Below are 17,376 nucleotides of genomic sequence, written 5' to 3'. Positions count from 1 at the left end.
TCAGGCTACGGAAGGTGAATGGACTTTGCAGGACGCGCTGGAGAGAATCTCCACGCACAGATCGGCGTAGCTCATGCCCGCCGCCTTCGCGCCCATCGGTACCAGGGAATGGCTGGTCATGCCTGGCGAGGTATTCATTTCCAGCAACCACGGCTTGCCCGATTCATCGAGCATGAAGTCGGCCCGCCCCCAGCCCTCGCATTCGAGCGCCCGGTAAGCCTCTTCGGAAAGGCGTGCAAGCTCGGCGCTCAGCTCGGCCGGCAACTCTGCCGGGCAGACGTACTGCGTATCGTTCGATATGTACTTGTGTTCATAATCGTAGTTGCCGTCGGGCGCCACGATCTCGATGACCGGCAGCGCGCGGGCCGAAGCCCCGGACCCCAGCACGGGCACGGTAAGCTCGCGGCCCTTGATGAACTGTTCCGCAAGCACCTGCTCGTCGTATGAGGCCGCCAAACGATACGCCGCGGCGACTTCTTCGCGCGTGGTCACCTTGGTGATGCCCAGCGTGGATCCTTCATGCGGGGGCTTGATGATCAAGGGAAGCCCCAATGCATCGATCAATTCGTCAACCGACGTTTCCGCGTCCATGACCATGTATGCGGGCGTGGGCAGGCCATGCTGCAGCCATACCTTCTTCGTCATGATCTTGTTCATGGCAAGGCTGGAAGCCAGGGTTCCGCTTCCGGTATAGGGCAGGTGCAGCAACTCCAGCGCGCCCTGCAGCGTGCCGTCTTCGCCGTAACGCCCATGCAGTGCGATGAAGACACGGTCGAAGCCGGCATTGATCAGGTCCACCAGCGTATAGCGCCCGGTATCGAACAGATGCGCGTCTATGCCCTTGCTGCGCAGCGCATCGTGCACCCCCTGCCCCGACATCAGCGATACTTCGCGCTCGGCAGAATGACCGCCATACAACACGCCGACACGGCCAAGATTCGAGCTCATGATCCTTCTCCCAATTGCGCGGGAACCCGGCTGATCGAGCCCGCCCCCATTACGATCACCACGTCCTGGTCACATGCGAAATCGCGGATCGCCGCCGGCAGATCGGCCACGCCTTCCACAAAGACAGGTTCGACCTTTCCGGCGACGCGCAACGCCCGCGCCAGCGCGCGCCCGTCGGCGGCGATCAGCGGCGCCTCGCCGGCGGCGTAGACCTCCGTCAGCAGGACGGCGTCGGCCTGGCCCAGCACACGGACGAAATCCTCGAAGCAATCCCGGGTGCGCGTGTAGCGATGCGGCTGAAAAGCCAGGACGATGCGGCGGTCCGGCCAGGCGCCGCGGGCCGCTGCCAGCGTGGCGGCCATTTCAACGGGGTGGTGGCCATAATCGTCGATCACGGTGAATGTGCCGCCGCCCCTGGCCTGCGTCACGCTGAATTCGCCTACGTGTGTAAAGCGGCGCCCCACGCCATTGAATGCCAGCAGCGACGCCGCGATCGATTCGTCGCTTACCCCCAGTTCCGTTGCGACGGCGATGGTTGCAAGCGCGTTCAGAACGTTGTGCCGGCCCGGCAGGTTCAGGGTAACCGACATGGGAGGCAGCGCGCCTGCGGCGCCCTGGCGCTCGACGTCGAAACGCATGCGCGTGCCTTCCGCACGCAGATTATGCGCCCGGACCTGCGCATCGCTGTCGATGCCGTAGGTAGTGACCGGCCGGGAAACGAAAGGAATGATTTCCCGTACATTCGCATCGTCGCTGCACAGCACGGCAGTGCCGTAGAACGGCAGCCGCTGGGTGAATTCGATGAAGGCGCTCTTCAGGCGCGCGACGTCATGCCCGTACGTGTCCATGTGGTCGACGTCGATATTGGTGACGATTGCCATTACCGGCAACAGATTGAGGAAGGACGCGTCGGATTCGTCCGCCTCGACCACGATGAAATCCCCCTGGCCCAGCCGCGCGTTTGCGCCCGCGGAGTTCAGTCGTCCGCCGATCACGAAGGTGGGATCCAGCCCGCCGCCGGCCAGAACGCTGGCCACCAGGCTGGTGGTGGTCGTCTTGCCGTGCGTGCCGGCCACCGCGATGCCGCGCTTCAGGCGCATGAGCTCCGCCAGCATCAACGCCCGGGGCACGACGGGGACGCGTGCCGCCCGGGCTGCCAGGACTTCGGGGTTGTCGCCCGATACCGCCGTGGACGTGACCAGGGCGCCCACGCCCTTGATGTTGTCAGCGTGATGGCCGATGGTCACGCGGGCGCCCAGGCTGGAAAGCCTGCGCGTCACCGCGGATTCCTGAATATCGGAGCCGCTGATGGAATAACCCAGGTTCAACAGGACTTCGGCGATGCCGCTCATGCCGGAGCCGCCGATGCCAACAAAATGTATGCTTTGAATTCGATGCTTCATGCCGGCCTCCTGGCGACTTGTTCGCATGCGTCGGCGATGTGTGCCGTCGCGTGCGGGCTGGCATGCTCATGCGCATGCGCCGCAACCCGCGCCAGTTGTTCTCTTGTGATGCCACCCAGCCAACCCGCGAGCCATTGCGGATCCAGGTCGGACTGCTTCTTCAGCCAGCCGCCCTCGCAATCGCTCAGATAGCGGGCATTGGCGGTCTGATGATCGTCGATGGCGTGTGGCAGCGGAATGAACAGCGCCGCCACTCCGATCGCGGCGACCTCGGCCACGGCCATGGCGCCCGCGCGGCAGATCACGATGTCCGCCTGCGACATGGCGGCCGCCATGTCGTCGATGAAAGCATGGCAGTCGGCGGACACGCCGGCTTTCTCGTAAGCGGCGCGCAACGCAGCCAGATGCTGCTCGCCCGACTGGTGCGTGACGATGGGCCGCGCGCTTTCGGGCAGAAGAGCCAGGGCTTCCGGCACGATCCGGTTCAGGATGGAAGCGCCCAGGCTCCCGCCCACGACCAGCATGCGCAAGGGGCCTGTCCGCCCGGCATAGCGCTCGGCCGCCGGCGGTGCGCCGGTAAACGGCCGCCGCACCGGGTTGCCGACCATGATCGCGCCGGGCAGCGCGCCCGGGAACCCAACCAGCACCTTGCTTGCCAGCCGCGCCAGCCAACGGTTCGCCGTTCCGGCCACGGCGTTCTGCTCGTGGACCACGACAGGGATGCGCCGCGCCGCGGCCATCAGCCCACCGGGAAAAGCCACATAGCCGCCCATGCCCAATACGACATCGGGCCGATGCCGGGCGAGCAGCCGGTTGGCCTGCAGGCAGGCGCGCGTCAGCGTGAACGGCAGCTTGAACAATGCCGCCGGGCCTTTACCCCGCAAGCCGGCGAAACGCAGCGGCAGCAGATCGAATCCCTGCGGCGGCACCAGACGGCCCTCCATGCGTTCGGGATGTCCCAGCCACAGGACTTTCCAGCCGCGCGCCGTCATTTCGTGGGCGACCGCCAATCCCGGCATGATGTGCCCGCCGGTGCCGCCCGCCATGATGAGCAATGTCGGCGCCGTCATGTGCGTTTCCCCCGCATGAGGTTGCGGTTTTCATAATCCACACGCAGCAGCAGGGCCATGGCCACGAGATTCATCACGATGCCGCTGCCTCCGTAGCTGACCATGGGCAGCGTCAGACCCTTCGTCGGCAGCAGGCCCAGGCACACGCCCATGTTGATGAAGGACTGCACGCCGAACCACAGGGCCACGCCCTGGGCGACCAGTCCATTGAATATGCGGTCCATGGCGATCGCCTGGCGGCCGATTTCGAAACCGCGCCACACGATGAAGAAGAACAACATGATGAGGAACATCAACCCCACGAAACCGAGCTCTTCGCCGATCACCGCGACGATGAAGTCGGTATGGGCTTCCGGCAGGTAATGCAGCTTTTCGACGCTCGCTCCCAGCCCGACGCCGAACCACTCTCCGCGTCCCAGCGCGATGAGCGAATGGGAAAGCTGGTAGGCGCTGCCATAGGCATTGTCGGGATTCCATGGATCCAGGTAAACGAACAAGCGCTCGCGACGCCACGGCGACAGCCAGATCAGGACCAGAAAGCTGCCGATGAGAATGGCGAGCAGCGTGGAGAACAGCTTGCCGTTGATGCCCCCGATGAAAAGTATGCCGACCGCAATGGCGACAATTACCATGAACGCGCCCAGGTCGGGTTCCAGCAGCAGGACCATGCCGACGACGGTGAGTGCAACCGCCATGGGCAGGAAGCCGCGCAGGAAGTTCTGCATGTGCTCCTGCTTGCGCACTGTGTAATCCGCGGCGTACAGCAGCACTGCCACCTTCATCAGTTCGGAAGGCTGGAAATTGACGGGACCGAGCGGCAGCCAACGGCGTGCGCCATTGACTTCGCGTCCGATGCCGGGCACCAGCACGACCACCAGGAGCACGAGGCAAAACAGGAACAAGGGGACGGCCAGCTTGGCCCAGACTTTCATGGGCACATTGAACGCAAACAAGGCCGCCAGCACGCCCACCGCGATGAACAGGCCATGGCGGATCACAAAATAGTACCGGCCGTAGCTCTCGTAGCGCGGCCCGTCGGCCAGCGCGATGGAAGCCGAATACACCATCAGCAAACCGAACAGGACAAGCGTGCTGGCGGCGATCACCACCGACACGTCCACGCTGGGCATGGTGGTGCGTCCGGGCCTGACTGCATTGACGCCTGATGAAAGATCGGCAAACAGACTCATGCGACCTCTCCCCGACTCAATGCGAGTTCGTTGACCTCGTCCACGAAACGTTCACCGCGGACTTTATAGTTGGGAAACATATCGAGGCTCGCGCAAGCCGGCGAAAGCAGCACGGTGTCGCCTTCTTCGGCCAACTCGAAGCCGCGTTCCACCGCTGCGCGCAGGCTATCCACGCGCTCGAGTGGAATACCGGCGCCGGCCAGCGCTGCCTCGATGAGGCCTGCGTCCTGACCGAACAGCACGACGGCGCCTGCGTGCCCCCGCACCGCATGGGCCAAGGGGGAAAAGTCCTGTCCCTTGCCCTGCCCGCCGGCGATCAGCACCACGCGCTCATCCATTCCTTCGAGCGCGGCCACCGTCGCACCGACGTTCGTTCCCTTGCTGTCGTTGACGAAATCGACACCGCCGATGCTGCGCACGAACTCGGTTCGATGCGGTTCGCCGGCGTATTCGCGCACACCGTTCAGTAATCCGGCCCAGCCCAGGCCCAGGCAGCGCGCCAGCGCCAATGCCGCCAGCGCATTGAGGGCATTGTGCTGCCCGCGTATCCGCAACGCGTCGGCGGGCATCAGGCGCCGTGTGCGGCCGGGCTCGCGAGGCAGCTCGACCGCTTTCTTGCCGCGCTTGGGCGCCACCGCCGGCAAGTCGAAATCCTGGGCCTCCGAGGCGGCCAGCCACACGATGCCGTCGCTCGCGTCCATGCCCATGTCCCCTTCCAGCACGGGCGCATTCCGGCCGAAACTGCGCACATTGCGCGCCCCGATATCTGCCACCATGGCCACGGTGCGCTCGTCATCCCGATTGACGATCATGGTTTCGGCCATGCCGACCAGGCGTGCCTTGGCCGCCGCATAAGCCTGCATGGAACCATGCCAGTCCAGATGGTCTTGCGTGACATTGAGCACAACGCCCGCGTGGACCTTCAAGCTGTAGACGGCCTCGAGCTGGAAGCTGGAAAGCTCCAGCACCCAGACGTCAGGCAAGGCGTTCGCGGCCAAGGCGTCACGCAATGCATCGAGCGCGGCCGGACTGATATTGCCCGCCACGCGCGCGCTCAGGCCGCTCGCCTCCAGCAGACGCCGCGTCATGGCGGTGACGGTGGTCTTCCCGTTCGTGCCGGTCACCGCCAGTACCCTGGGCTGGTATCCTTGGCCGGCCATATCCGCCAGCGCCCGTGCAAACAGTTCGATTTCGCCGACGACTTCTATCTGTCTGGCGCGGGCCATTTCCAGGAAGGAACGCAGCGGCTCCTGGCCGGGTGCCAGTCCGGGACTGAGTACGATGGTGTGCACATCCTGCAGCGCGCTTGCTTCGAAGCCGTCCCGTCCCAGACGATAGTCGACGCGCGCCGCGTCCAGCTCCGCTTGCATCACGCCCAAGCCGCCCGGCGCCTCGCGGGTGTCCAGTACACGCAGCCCCGCCCCATGCTGCGCGCACCAGCGCGCCGCCGCGACACCCGTCTCGCCCAGACCCAGTATCAGGGTCAGGCCATCCGTGCGCACCGAGGGGAAAGTCATCGTCGTCATCGTAATTTCAAGCTCGCCAAGCCAATCAATACCAGCATCATGCTGATGATCCAGAAACGCACCACGACCTGCGTCTCCTTCCATCCCGTCACTTCGAAATGGTGATGCAGGGGAGCCATCCGGAAAATGCGCCGCCCTTCGCCGTAGCGCTTTTTGGTGTACTTGAACCAGGCCACCTGCACCATCACCGACAGGGTCTCCACCACGAAAACCCCACCCATGATGAAAAGGACGATTTCCTGGCGCACGATGACGGCAATCGTGCCGAGCGCGCCACCCAGCGCAAGCGCGCCGACGTCGCCCATGAAAACCTGTGCCGGATACGCGTTGAACCACAAGAACGCCAGCCCCGCTCCCGCAATGGCCGCGCACAGGACCATCAGTTCGGCGGCGCCCGGTATGTAGGGAAAGAGCAGGTATTTGGAATAGTCGACACGCCCGACCACATAGGCGAAGATGCCCAGCGCACTTCCCACCATGACGGTCGGCATGATGGCCAGGCCGTCCAGGCCGTCCGTCAGGTTCACCGCATTGCTCGATCCGACGATGACCAGCCATGTCAGCGCGACGAAGCCGAATACGCCCAGCGGATAGCTGACGCTCTTGAAAAAAGGCACGATGAGATCGGCCCTGGTGGGCAAGGGCATGGTGAAGCCGCTCAACACCCAGTCGCGGAACAAGGGCCATAGGTCGGCATTGGCGGGCGCCGACACCGCGAATGTCAGATAGAGCGATGCCACGATGCCGATCAAGGCCTGCCAGAAGAACTTGCGGCGCGACGACATGCCCTCCGGATCCCGGTGCACGACTTTCTTGTAATCGTCGGCCCAGCCTATCCAGCCGAATCCGAAGGTGACGAGCAGTACCACCCAGACAAAACGATTGGTCCAGTCCGCCCACATCAGGGTGCTGACGCCGATCGCGATGAGAATCAGCGCGCCGCCCATGGTCGGCGTGCCGTTCTTCTGAAGATGCGACTGCGGGCCATAGCTGCGCACCGCCTGGCCGATCTTCAGTTCGGTCAGCTTGCGGATGACGGCTGGACCCGCGAACAGGCCGATGAGCAGCGCCGTGCCGCAAGCCAGCACGGCACGGAACGTGATGTACTCGAAGACGCCGAACGCGCGGATATGGGAATCTGACAGCCAACGCGCAAGCTCAAGCAGCATGGTGCCCCCCTTCCGCGCTCCTGGGCGCCTGTTCCGCCAGGGCGGCTACGACCCGTTCCATGCGCGCACTGCGCGAACCTTTCACGAGCACATGGGCCGGCATCCATGGTGCAATACCGCGCAGCAACTCGTCCAGCGACTCGAAGACAAAGGCCTGTGCCCCGAATGCGCGGGCAGCGTGAACGCAGGCGACGCCATGGACCAGCAAGGCGTCGATACCCCGGTCTTTGGCATAGCCGCCCACTTCGGCATGCAGCGCATGGCTGTCGGCGCCCAGCTCGCCCATGTCGCCGAGCACCAGCACTTTTTTTCCTTTGAGCTGCGCCAGCACGTCGATGGCGGCGCGGACCGAATCGGGATTGGCGTTATAGGTGTCGTCGATGAGCTGGAAACCGCCGGCCATCGGCCGGGGCTGCATGCGTCCCCTGACCGGATGGAAGGCTTCCAGACCTTGCGCCACCGCTTGCAGCGGCGCGCCGGCGGCAAGCGTGCACGCAGCTGCGGCAAGCGCATTGCGAAGATTGTGCACCCCGGGGGCCGCCAATGTGATGCCCGCGGCTCCGGCGGGCGTATGAATCTGGAACGAGGTCCGGTCGGACTCGACATGAATCTGGTCCGCATACACGTCGAATCCGCGTTCGAAGCCAAAACGCAGGGTTTTCCGCCCGGCCGCCTGCTTCGTCCAGAACGCCGTATAGGTATCGTCTCCTGGAAACACCGCCGTGCCATCCTTGGGCAGCGCATCGAACACCGAGCCGTTCTCGCGGGCGACGGCTTCGACGGTATGCAGGAATTCCTGGTGCTCGCGTTGGGCGTTGTTCACCAGCGCGACGGTCGGCTGAGCGACCGCTGCCACGACCGCGATTTCGCCCGGATGATTCATTCCGAGTTCGATAACCGCCGCTTCGTGCCGGGCTGTCAGACGCAGCACGGTGAGCGGCACGCCGATGTCGTTGTTCAGATTGCCCCGCGTCGCCAGGCTGCACTCTTCACCGAGCCAGTGCCGCAGGATGGAAGCAATCATTTCTTTGGTGGTCGTCTTGCCGTTGCTGCCCGCCACCGCGATGGCCGGGATGCCGAACTGGCGGCGCCAGACCGTGCTGATGCGTATCAGCGCCTGCCGGGTGTCGCCCAGTTCGAACTGCTGCATGCCGATTTCAGGCTGCTTGCGTTCCACCACCGCCGCACATGCGCCCGCGGCGCGGGCCGCTTCGAGATAATCGTGCCCGTCGAAAGTGTCGCCCCTGATCGCCACGAACAGCTGTCCCGGCGCCAGGCTGCGCGTGTCGGTGGAAATGACCAGCCCCTGCTTCCAGGACAAGGCGAACCGCGCCCATTCCCGATCGTCGAACGGCACCCGGACACCCTGTGTTTCCTGGTAGGTCTCGTGGCCCTTGCCCGCAATCAGCACCACATCGTCGGAAGACGCGCCCCATATGACGGAAAGAATCGCGCTGGCGCGGTCCAGGTCCACCTGGGGCGCTTGCGGCATGCCCGCGATGATCTGCGCGGCAATCCCGGCAGGGTCTTCACTGCGCGGATTATCGCTGGTGAGGATCACGGCGTCAGCGTGTTCCGCCGCAATGCGGCCCATGACCGGACGCTTGCTGCTGTCCCGGCTGCCGCCGCAGCCGAATACGCAGACCAGCTTGCCGCCGCGCGCGGAGGCGATGTCGCGCAAGGCCCGCAGCGCGCGCTCCAGTGCGTCCGGGGTGTGGGCGTAGTCGACCACCACCATGGGGCAGCCGACACCGGTCTTGATGGACTCCGGCGCTTCAACGACCTGCAGGCGCCCTTCGACCGAGGTCAAGCCGCCCAGGACCCTGGCGATGCGCTGCAAGTCCCAGCCCATGTCGCGCAGGACGCCGGCGACCTGAAGCAGATTGGATACGTTGTGCTCGCCCACCAGGCGCGTCAGCATCTGCGCTGTGCCTTCGGGTGTCACGAGATTGAAAACCAGCCCATACGGCCCAGCCTGGATATCCTGGGCACGCAACGCGGCCTGGGGATGGTTCCGTACGGAATAGCCCGCTACCGAGGAAGCAGGCAGGAGTCCCGCCAGCTCTTCGCCGGCGGCATCGTCCAGATTGATCACCGAGCAGCGCAGCCCCGGCCAATCGAAGAGCCGGAACTTGGCGGCCTTGTACTCCTCCATGCTGTGGTGGTAGTCGAGGTGATCGTGCGTGAGGTTGGTGAAGCCGGCGATCTGGATCTGCACATGGTCCAGCCGGCCCTGCGTCAGCCCGATGGACGACGCCTCGATGGCCACCACTTGGACGCCCGCCTTGCGCATGGCGGCCAGGCTGCGATGCATGGTCAGGACATCCGGCGTGGTCAAGGCGCCGCCAAGATTGGTGCCGTCCGCTAGAGTTACGCCCAGCGTGCCGATGGTGCCGCAAGGAACGCCGTCTGTATTCAAGGCGCTGGCCAGCCACTGGACGCAGCTGGTCTTGCCGTTGGTGCCGGTCAGGGCCACCACGGACATCGCACTGGACGGTTCGCCATACCAGCGGTGCGCGAGCTGTCCCAGCAGTTCCGGCAAGTCTTCGACCTCCAGCACCGGAACCGATGCGTGAACGGCGCCGCCGGGGGAGTCTTGCGGCGCATGCGCGACGATGGCCGCGGCGCCTTGCCGCACAGCCTGTTCAATATATGCGCGCCCGTCGCTGGCAAGGCCGGGGCAGGCGAAAAACACGTCACCGGCAGTCAATTGCCGGGTGTCCAGGCACAGATTCGCCCCGGGGGCGACGTGCCGACTCAGCCAGGTAAGAATATCTCGGGCGTTCATTGCGCCACCTCTCTCTCGGCGCCCAATGCAACCAGCGATTCAATAGGGGCATCTGGCTGTACACCCATACGACGCAAGCTGCTGGCGACCACATCAGCAAATACGGGAGCGGCCACCCGGCCGCCGTAATAACCATTGGAATGCGGCTCGTCGATGCTGATCGCAACGACGATACGCGGATTGGAAACCGGCGCAAAGCCCACGAAGGAGCTGCGATACAGCGACGTGCTGTACTTTCCGTTGACGATCTTGCGTGCCGTGCCGCTCTTGCCGGCCACCCGGTAGCCCTGCACCTGCGCGAGCTTGGCGCCGTCAGGACCTGCAGCTGCTTCGAGCATCTCGCGGATCTGGTGCGACACCTTGGGCGAATACACCTGCACGCTCGTCGGCCTGCCTTCCCGTTTCAGCAAAGTCAGGGAGACCATGTCCCCGTCCCTGGCGAAAGTGGTGAAGGCATGGGCGATCTGCAGCAGCGATACCGACAAACCATAGCCATAGGCCATGGTCGCCCGCTCGATCGGACGCCAGCGCTCCCAAGGGCGCAGCCGTCCGGACGCCACGCCAGGGAAATTGGCCTGTGGGGCGCGACCGAAACCCAGTTCCGTGAATTTGTTCCACATTTCCTGAGACGTCAGTTTCTCGGAAATCATGGTCATGCCGATATTACTCGACCGACGCAGTATACCCGCGGCGTTCAGCGTGCCGTTGCGGCTGACGTCGGATATGGTCGAGCCCTGGTACCGGTACTGGCCATTGCCGGTGTCGAACAGCGTCGACGTGGTGATGCGCTGGATATCGAGCGCCAGCGCCACCGTGAAGGGCTTCATGATGGAGCCCGGCTCGAAAGTGTCGGTAATCGCCCGGTTGCGCAGCGCCTGGCCCTTGCGATCGTCGCGGTCATTGGGGTCATAAGTGGGCAGGTTCACGAGCGCCAGCACCTCGCCCGTCTGCACGTCTATCACTATTCCCGCGCCGGCCTTGGCCTTGTGTTCAGTCAAGCCCTTCTTCAACGCCGTATAGGTGTCGAACTGCAGCCCGCTGTCGATCGAAAGCTTCAAATCCTGTCCGTTCACGGGAGGAACGATGGCCTGCACGTCTTCTACCACGCGTCCCAGCCTGTCCTTGATGACGCGGCGCGAGCCGGGCTTGCCGGAAAGCTCCTCGTTGAACGCGAGCTCCACGCCTTCGATGCCCTTGTCCTCGATATTGGTGAAGCCGATGACATGGGCGGCGATCTCGCCTTCCGGATAAAAGCGCCGCATTTCCGATTGCTGGTGGAAACCGGGCACCTTCATGTCGCGGATCTGATCGGCAATATCGATGGAGACCTGGCGCTTGATGTACACAAAGGATTTCTCCTCGTCCACCAGACGGCTCCTGATGTCCTTGACGGACATGCCCAACAAGTCGCCAAGCTTGCCCAACTGCGCGTCCGTTGCGTTCCGCGTGTCCTCGGGTATGGCCCAGATGGCTCGCACGGGCACGCTGGACGCCATGACGACCGAACCGCTGCGGTCGAATATCTTGCCGCGCGTCGCGGGCAGGACCAGTGTGCGCTCGTACCGCCTTTCCCCTTGCTGCTGCAGGAACTCCGTGGACAATCCCTGAAGATGCAGGGCCTTGCCCGCAAGCGCGACAAACCCCAGGATCAGCAGGACCAGCACCAGGCGCGAACGCCACAACGGCATTTGCACATTGAGGACCGGACTATCGAAGAAACGAACGCGTTTCATCGCCTTTCCTCCCTGGCCGTCCCGTTGGATGCGCCGCCCGTGACATAGATGGTCCGGTCCGGCGACGTGGTGTTCATATGAAGCTCTTCCCTCGCCATGCCGTCGATGCGCGCATTGCGCGCGAGTTCAGCCCTTTCGAGCTGCAGGCGGCGCCAATCGGTATCGAGTTCACGAGCGCGGTCCACCAGGCGGTCGACCTCGATGAACAGCTGCCGGGACTGAAAACGCGCTGTCACGAGCGACAGCGCGGAAAGCATGAGGACCATTGCGAAGAAGAGGCTGAGGCGTCCCATTACCGGTGCCTCTTCTTGCCGCGCGTGGCCGTCCTGCCGACCAGGCCCATGGCGTTGATGAAGGACGCGCCTTGGTCGTCGGGCAAGGGAGTGCTGGTGCGTTCCGCCACGCGCAGCACGGCGGAACGCGCGCGGACGTTATCCTGCGCCTCGTCGTCGGTGGGCAGGATGCGGCCCAGCGAGCTGAGTATGGGTTGCGGCATGTCCTTCTCCAGGATGGGCAAGCGAGCATGCGCCGCAGCGGGCCTGGCGGCTGCGGCGATGCATTGCTTGACCATGCGGTCTTCTAGAGAATGGAAGCTGATCACCGCCAAGCGTCCTCCTGGAGCCAATACTTTCAGAACTGCCGCGAGGGCGAGCGCGAGTTCTTCGAGCTCTTGATTGATGTGAATCCGTATAGCTTGAAAGCTGCGAGTGGCCGGGTGTTGACCCTTTTCGCGCGTACGGACGACACCGGCGATGAGCTCGGCGAGGTCGAGCGTTGTGCGCAGCGGGCGGGATTCGCGGCGAGCAACAACCGCCTTTGCAATCTGGAAAGCAAACCGTTCTTCGCCATATTTAGCTATGACCTCCTTTAATTCCTCGACGCTGACTTCCGCCAGCCATTCCGCTGCGGTCGGACCGCGGCTCGTATCCATTCGCATATCCAGGGGGCCCTCGCGCATGAACGAAAATCCCCTGCGTGCGTCATCGATCTGCGGTGAAGAAATACCCAGGTCCAGCATGACGCCCTGCACTTGCCCTATTCCGAGGTCGGCCAGCGCGTCCGGCATGCTGCCAAAACCACCGTGCACGACCACGACCCTATCGTCCTCTTGCTGCAATGCCCGGGCTGCCTCAATGGCTTCCGGATCCTTGTCGAACACCACCAGCGTCGATTGCGGATCGAGCTGCGACAACAAATACCTGCTGTGTCCGCCCCGCCCGAACGTGCCGTCCACATAAATGCCCTTTGCGGGCGCATGTTCGGCATCGACAGCCTTTCCGCCTTTGCCCCGGACACCGAAATCGGGATCAACGAGGGCTTGGACCGTAGGCTGCAGCAGCACGGATCGATGTGAAAACGCCATATTGATTTAGAACGAAAACTGATCCATGACCTCGGCCATGCCTTTGGCTAGGTCTTCCGCCTCGCGGCGGGCCCATTCCGCACAATCCCACAACTCAAAATGGCTACCCATGCCGAGCAGCATGGCTTCACGAACCAGCCCGGCCGCCGTCCGAAGTTCCGGCGCAATCAGAATGCGGCCGGAGCCATCCATTTCCACATCCTGTGCATTACCGAGCAGCAAGCGCTGCAGCGGGCGCGCGCCCATCGGGAAATTCGCGATCTGCTCGCGCTTCTTTTCCCACACATTGCGCGGGTACACCAGGAGGCAGCCATCGGGATGGCGGGTAAGGGTAAGGCGACCTTCGACCTGAGACACGAGCGCGTCACGGTGCCGGGTCGGAATCGAGATCCGACCTTTGGCATCCAACGTGAGAGCGCTGCTTCCCTGGAACAAGATTTCTTCCCCACTTTTTTGCACAAAATCCTACTTTTCCCCACTCTACGGGAACGATTGCAAGCGGTCAAGCGCAAAGTTGCAATTTTTTCAATTACAACAAGCACTTAGCGCTGCCTTTCAAGAGAGCGCAAAAAAAAATGTCCAGAAAAATCAAGAAATTGGATGGGGATGTGAAAGTCCTTTGTGATAACGCCGCCTGGGCGGCGGCGCCGGACTTTGCATTTACTAACCATTGGCCGAAGCCTGGCAAAGAGTGAGACAGGCCTGTAGGCCGGATTCTGTACACCAGGCGAGCCTGGCGGGCAATCATTCCTCTGGGCCCGGCATTGCTGCCGGGCTCTAGCCATCTACCCGCATGCTCGGGCGAGCCGCCCTGTTGGCCCGCAGGCCAGTCGCATGCCTATTTGATGTTGCTCCGGATAGAGGTTGCCGCGTTTCACCCTGCTGCGCCGCGACCGGTCTCCCGGCCGCGCGGCATGGAGATGGCCATGCCGGTGCGCGCAATTGCGCGCCCTCGCCGCAGACTCGTCTCTGTGGCCCTATTCCTCGGCCCGGCGCCGCAACGAATTGCGCGCGCCTCGCCGGACGGCCGTTAGCCGCTATCCCGCTCTATGGAGTCCGGACCTTCCTCGACGCCTTGCGGCGCCGCGATTGCCCAGCCTGCCTCACAGCTGCATTGTAACCTGCGACAATAGGGGCTTCCATTGAATTGACTAATATCGGTTTTTGCATGGCTGCCCCTACTCTCATCACGCTCAGCGGCGTACAGCTCGCCTATGGGCATCATCCGCTGCTCGACCACGCCGACTTCACCATCCAGCCCGGAGAGCGCATCGGTCTCATCGGCCGCAATGGCGCGGGAAAATCATCCCTGCTCAAGGTACTCGACGGCCGCACGGCGCCGGACGACGGTGAAATCATGCGCAGCAGCGGCCTCAGGATCGCAACGGTGGAGCAAGAGCCGGAACTGGACGGCCACTCCACGGTGCTGGAGGCGCTCTGCGGCAATTACGCGGAAACCGAAGACTGGCAGCGTCCCGCCAGAGCTGGCGCGCTGATCGAGCAGTTGGGCCTTGCTCCCGACCTGCCCATCGAGGGCCTGTCGGGGGGAATGCGCAAGCGCGTGGCACTCGCGCGCGCGCTGGCCGATGAGCCAGACCTTCTGCTGCTGGACGAGCCCACCAACCATCTGGATTTCGACGGTATAGCGTGGCTGGAGGGCCTGCTGCAGAGCGCCCGCTGCAGCGTCGTCATCATTACGCACGATCGACGCTTCCTGGACGCCGTGGCGACGCGCGTCGTCGAACTCGACCGTGGCACCCTGTACAGCTTTCCCGGAAATTTCTCTCAGTGGCAGCAGCGTAAAGCCGAAACGCTGGAAGCCGAGAAGCAGCAGAACGCCAAGTTCGACAAGTTCCTTGCACAGGAAGAGGTCTGGATCCGCAAAGGCGTCGAGGCGCGACGCACCCGCAACGAAGGCCGGGTACGCCGGCTGGAGCAATTACGTCGCGAGCGGACCGCGCGCCGCGAACGACAAGGCAATGTCAGCCTCGCCATCGCGGAAGGACAACGCTCGGGCAAGCTGGTGGCAGAACTCCAGAATGTCTCGCATCAGTATGGCGAACGCGTGATCGTCCGGGACTTTTCCACGGTCATCATGCGCAAGGACCGGATCGGTTTCATCGGGCCCAACGGGTCGGGCAAGACCACCTTGCTGAAAATCATCCTTGGCAAATTGCAGCCCACCTCGGGCACCGTGCGCCTGGGCACCAATCTGACCGTGGGCTACTTCGATCAGATGCGCTCCCAGCTCGACGAGAACGCCACGCTGGCCGATACCATCAACCCGGGCAGCGAATGGGTCGAGATCGGGGACCAGCGCAAGCATGTCATGAGCTATCTCGAGGATTTCCTGTTCCCGCCCGCCAGGGCGCAGTCTCCCGTTCATAGCCTTTCCGGCGGCGAGCGCGCAAGATTGGTGCTGGCCCGCATGTTCGCCCGGCCAACCAACGTTCTGGTGCTCGACGAGCCGACCAACGACCTGGATATCGAAACCCTGGAGCTGCTGGAAGAACTGCTCCAGGACTACCCCGGCACCGTGCTGCTCGTCAGCCACGATCGGGAATTCCTAAACAACGTCGTCACCCAGACCATTGCCTCCGAAGGCAATGGCAACTGGGGCGAATACGTGGGGGGCTACGATGAATGGCTGGCGCAAAGGCCCGCAGCGCAGGCGGCCGAATCCGACAAACCGCGCAAGAAAGAGCCGACTGCACAGGCCCGCCCAAAACCCGCCAAGGCGGGTCGCATCACATCATGGGAACTGCGGGAACTTGACGAACTGCCCGACCGGATCGCCGTGCTTGAACGCGACCAGGCCGAACTGACAGCCCGTCTTTCCGACGGCAGCCTGTACCGTGACGCGCCCGAAGAAGTCGATGACATCAACAAGCAGCTGCACGAGATCGACGAACAGCTGGAAGCGCTGTTCGCCCGCTGGGAAGCGCTGGAAGAAAAGCGCAGCGACGGTGCTTGAATAGGGTCAGACCCCCATTGCTGCGCAAGGGTCAGACCCCATGCGGGGTCTGACCCTGCAAGTTAAGGGGTCAGACCCCGTATGGGGTCTGACCCCAACACCGCCCCTACTGGGTCTGACCCCACCACCTTCCAGGCCAGCGTTTCGCCCGCCGCCAGCGGCACGACGGTCGAGTCCGCCATCGGCAGTTCGAGCGGGATCGGATAGTTGCCGCGCTGCAGCGCAAGAGTACCGCTATTGATCGGCAAGCCGTAGAATGCCGGCCCGTTCCTGCTGGCGAAGGCTTCGAGCCGATCCAGCTTACCGACCGAATCGAATGCGGTGGCGTATAGCTCCATCGCGTGCAAGGCGGTATAGCAACCGGCACAGCCGCATGCATGCTCTTTGAGTCCTCTTGGGTGCGGCGCGCTGTCGGTGCCCAGGAAGAAGCGGCCCGAACCGCTGGTCGCGGCATCGAGCAATGCCTGCCGATGCTGCTCTCTTTTGAGTACGGGAAGACAATACCAGTGGGGCCTTATGCCGCCCTGAAAGATGGCATTGCGGTTGTAGAGCAGATGATGGGCAGTGATCGTCGCCGCAATGGGGCCGGCGGCTTCGCGCACGTAATCGACGCCCTGGCGGCTCGTCAGGTGCTCGAACACCACCTTCAGTTCGGGGAAGGCCTTGCGCAGAGGGATCATGACGCGATCGATGAAAACCGCCTCGCGGTCGAAAAGATCGACGTCGGGATCCGTGACCTCGCCATGCACCAGCAAAGGCATCCCACAGCGCTGCATGGCTTCGAGCGCGGCGCCGCAACGCCCCAGCAGATCGGTGACTCCCGCATCGGAGTTGGTGGTGGCTCCGGCGGGATACAGCTTGATCCCATGCACGAAGCCCGATTCCCGCGCGCGCTGCACGTCTTCGACACGGGTGTTGTCCGTGAGATACAGCGTCATGAGCGGCGTGAAATCGTCATCGCTCATGCCTGCCGCCCTGAGCGCCGCGTAAATGCGGTCACGATACGCCGCAGCCAGCTCCGGCGTCGTCACGGGCGGCTTCAGATTGGGCATGATGATCGCGCGTGAAAACTGCCGCGCGGTGTCGGCGATGACGGACCCCAGCACCGCGCCGTCGCGCAAATGCAGGTGCCAATCGTCCGGACGGACGATGGTTAATGTCTGATTGGCATCAATCATAGGAAAAATTCACTGACCGGAGAAAGTAAACCCG

The 17,376-nt window shown here is 63.5% G+C and carries 13 protein-coding genes and 1 other RNA gene; 1 reads left to right on the top strand and 13 read right to left on the bottom strand.

Annotated elements, in window-relative coordinates:
- The 12 genes from ACSBPU_RS05220 to rnpB all read right to left on the bottom strand — a co-directional run bounded on the left by ACSBPU_RS05220 (nt 1) and on the right by rnpB (nt 14,295).
- Nucleotides 1–948 (bottom strand): D-alanine--D-alanine ligase, encoded by a 948-nt coding sequence (locus ACSBPU_RS05220; RefSeq protein WP_442596190.1) that lies wholly within the window; start codon nt 946–948, stop codon nt 1–3.
- Complete coding sequence (gene murC / locus ACSBPU_RS05215) at nt 945–2,351, bottom strand: UDP-N-acetylmuramate--L-alanine ligase (RefSeq protein WP_442596188.1); 1,407 nt, start codon at nt 2,349–2,351, stop codon at nt 945–947. Before murC ends, ACSBPU_RS05220 begins: the two co-directional genes overlap by 4 nt.
- On the bottom strand, nt 2,348–3,421 hold the full coding sequence (gene murG / locus ACSBPU_RS05210) for an undecaprenyldiphospho-muramoylpentapeptide beta-N-acetylglucosaminyltransferase (protein WP_442596186.1): 1,074 nt from the start codon (nt 3,419–3,421) through the stop codon (nt 2,348–2,350). Before murG ends, murC begins: the two co-directional genes overlap by 4 nt.
- Nucleotides 3,418–4,611, bottom strand: a complete 1,194-nt coding sequence (gene ftsW, locus ACSBPU_RS05205; RefSeq protein ID WP_442596184.1) for a putative lipid II flippase FtsW — start codon at nt 4,609–4,611, stop codon at nt 3,418–3,420. The genes murG and ftsW overlap by 4 nt, the downstream gene beginning before the upstream one ends.
- Nucleotides 4,608–6,137: a UDP-N-acetylmuramoyl-L-alanine--D-glutamate ligase gene (murD, locus tag ACSBPU_RS05200; RefSeq protein ID WP_442596182.1), complete on the bottom strand. Its 1,530-nt coding sequence runs from the start codon at nt 6,135–6,137 to the stop codon at nt 4,608–4,610. Before murD ends, ftsW begins: the two co-directional genes overlap by 4 nt.
- Nucleotides 6,134–7,306, bottom strand: coding sequence for a phospho-N-acetylmuramoyl-pentapeptide-transferase (mraY, locus tag ACSBPU_RS05195; protein WP_180067607.1), 1,173 nt, complete (start codon nt 7,304–7,306; stop codon nt 6,134–6,136). Before mraY ends, murD begins: the two co-directional genes overlap by 4 nt.
- A complete protein-coding gene (murF, locus tag ACSBPU_RS05190) occupies nt 7,296–10,094 on the bottom strand; it encodes a bifunctional UDP-N-acetylmuramoyl-L-alanyl-D-glutamate--2,6-diaminopimelate ligase MurE/UDP-N-acetylmuramoyl-tripeptide--D-alanyl-D-alanine ligase MurF (protein ID WP_442596179.1) in 2,799 nt (932 codons plus the stop codon). Before murF ends, mraY begins: the two co-directional genes overlap by 11 nt.
- Nucleotides 10,091–11,827, bottom strand: coding sequence for a peptidoglycan D,D-transpeptidase FtsI family protein (locus ACSBPU_RS05185; RefSeq protein ID WP_442596177.1), 1,737 nt, complete (start codon nt 11,825–11,827; stop codon nt 10,091–10,093). The genes murF and ACSBPU_RS05185 overlap by 4 nt, the downstream gene beginning before the upstream one ends.
- Complete coding sequence (ftsL, locus tag ACSBPU_RS05180) at nt 11,824–12,120, bottom strand: cell division protein FtsL (protein ID WP_442596175.1); 297 nt, start codon at nt 12,118–12,120, stop codon at nt 11,824–11,826. The genes ACSBPU_RS05185 and ftsL overlap by 4 nt, the downstream gene beginning before the upstream one ends.
- Nucleotides 12,120–13,190: a 16S rRNA (cytosine(1402)-N(4))-methyltransferase RsmH gene (gene rsmH, locus ACSBPU_RS05175; RefSeq protein WP_442596173.1), complete on the bottom strand. Its 1,071-nt coding sequence runs from the start codon at nt 13,188–13,190 to the stop codon at nt 12,120–12,122. Before rsmH ends, ftsL begins: the two co-directional genes overlap by 1 nt.
- Nucleotides 13,191–13,196: 6 nt before the next feature.
- Nucleotides 13,197–13,625, bottom strand: coding sequence for a division/cell wall cluster transcriptional repressor MraZ (gene mraZ / locus ACSBPU_RS05170; RefSeq protein WP_180067602.1), 429 nt, complete (start codon nt 13,623–13,625; stop codon nt 13,197–13,199).
- 254 nt (nt 13,626–13,879) lie between these two features.
- Nucleotides 13,880–14,295: RNase P RNA component class A (rnpB, locus tag ACSBPU_RS05165), an RNA gene on the bottom strand.
- 63 nt (nt 14,296–14,358) lie between these two features.
- Between rnpB and ACSBPU_RS05160 the strand changes: the two genes are divergently transcribed.
- Nucleotides 14,359–16,164 (top strand): ATP-binding cassette domain-containing protein, encoded by a 1,806-nt coding sequence (locus ACSBPU_RS05160; protein WP_442596171.1) that lies wholly within the window; start codon nt 14,359–14,361, stop codon nt 16,162–16,164.
- Nucleotides 16,165–16,226: 62 nt separating this feature from the next.
- On the opposite strand, the gene pyrC is transcribed toward ACSBPU_RS05160, so the two are convergent.
- A complete protein-coding gene (gene pyrC, locus ACSBPU_RS05155; RefSeq protein WP_442596169.1) occupies nt 16,227–17,342 on the bottom strand; it encodes a dihydroorotase in 1,116 nt (371 codons plus the stop codon).
- Nucleotides 17,343–17,376: the final 34 nt, after the last annotated feature.

Origin of the sequence: Parapusillimonas sp. JC17 (genome assembly GCF_052180245.1) — a bacterium.
Taxonomy (GTDB): Bacteria; Pseudomonadota; Gammaproteobacteria; order Burkholderiales; family Burkholderiaceae_B; genus Parapusillimonas.
The sequence above is the reverse complement of the archived record's forward strand: the minus strand, read 5'-3'. Positions and strand labels throughout refer to the sequence as shown.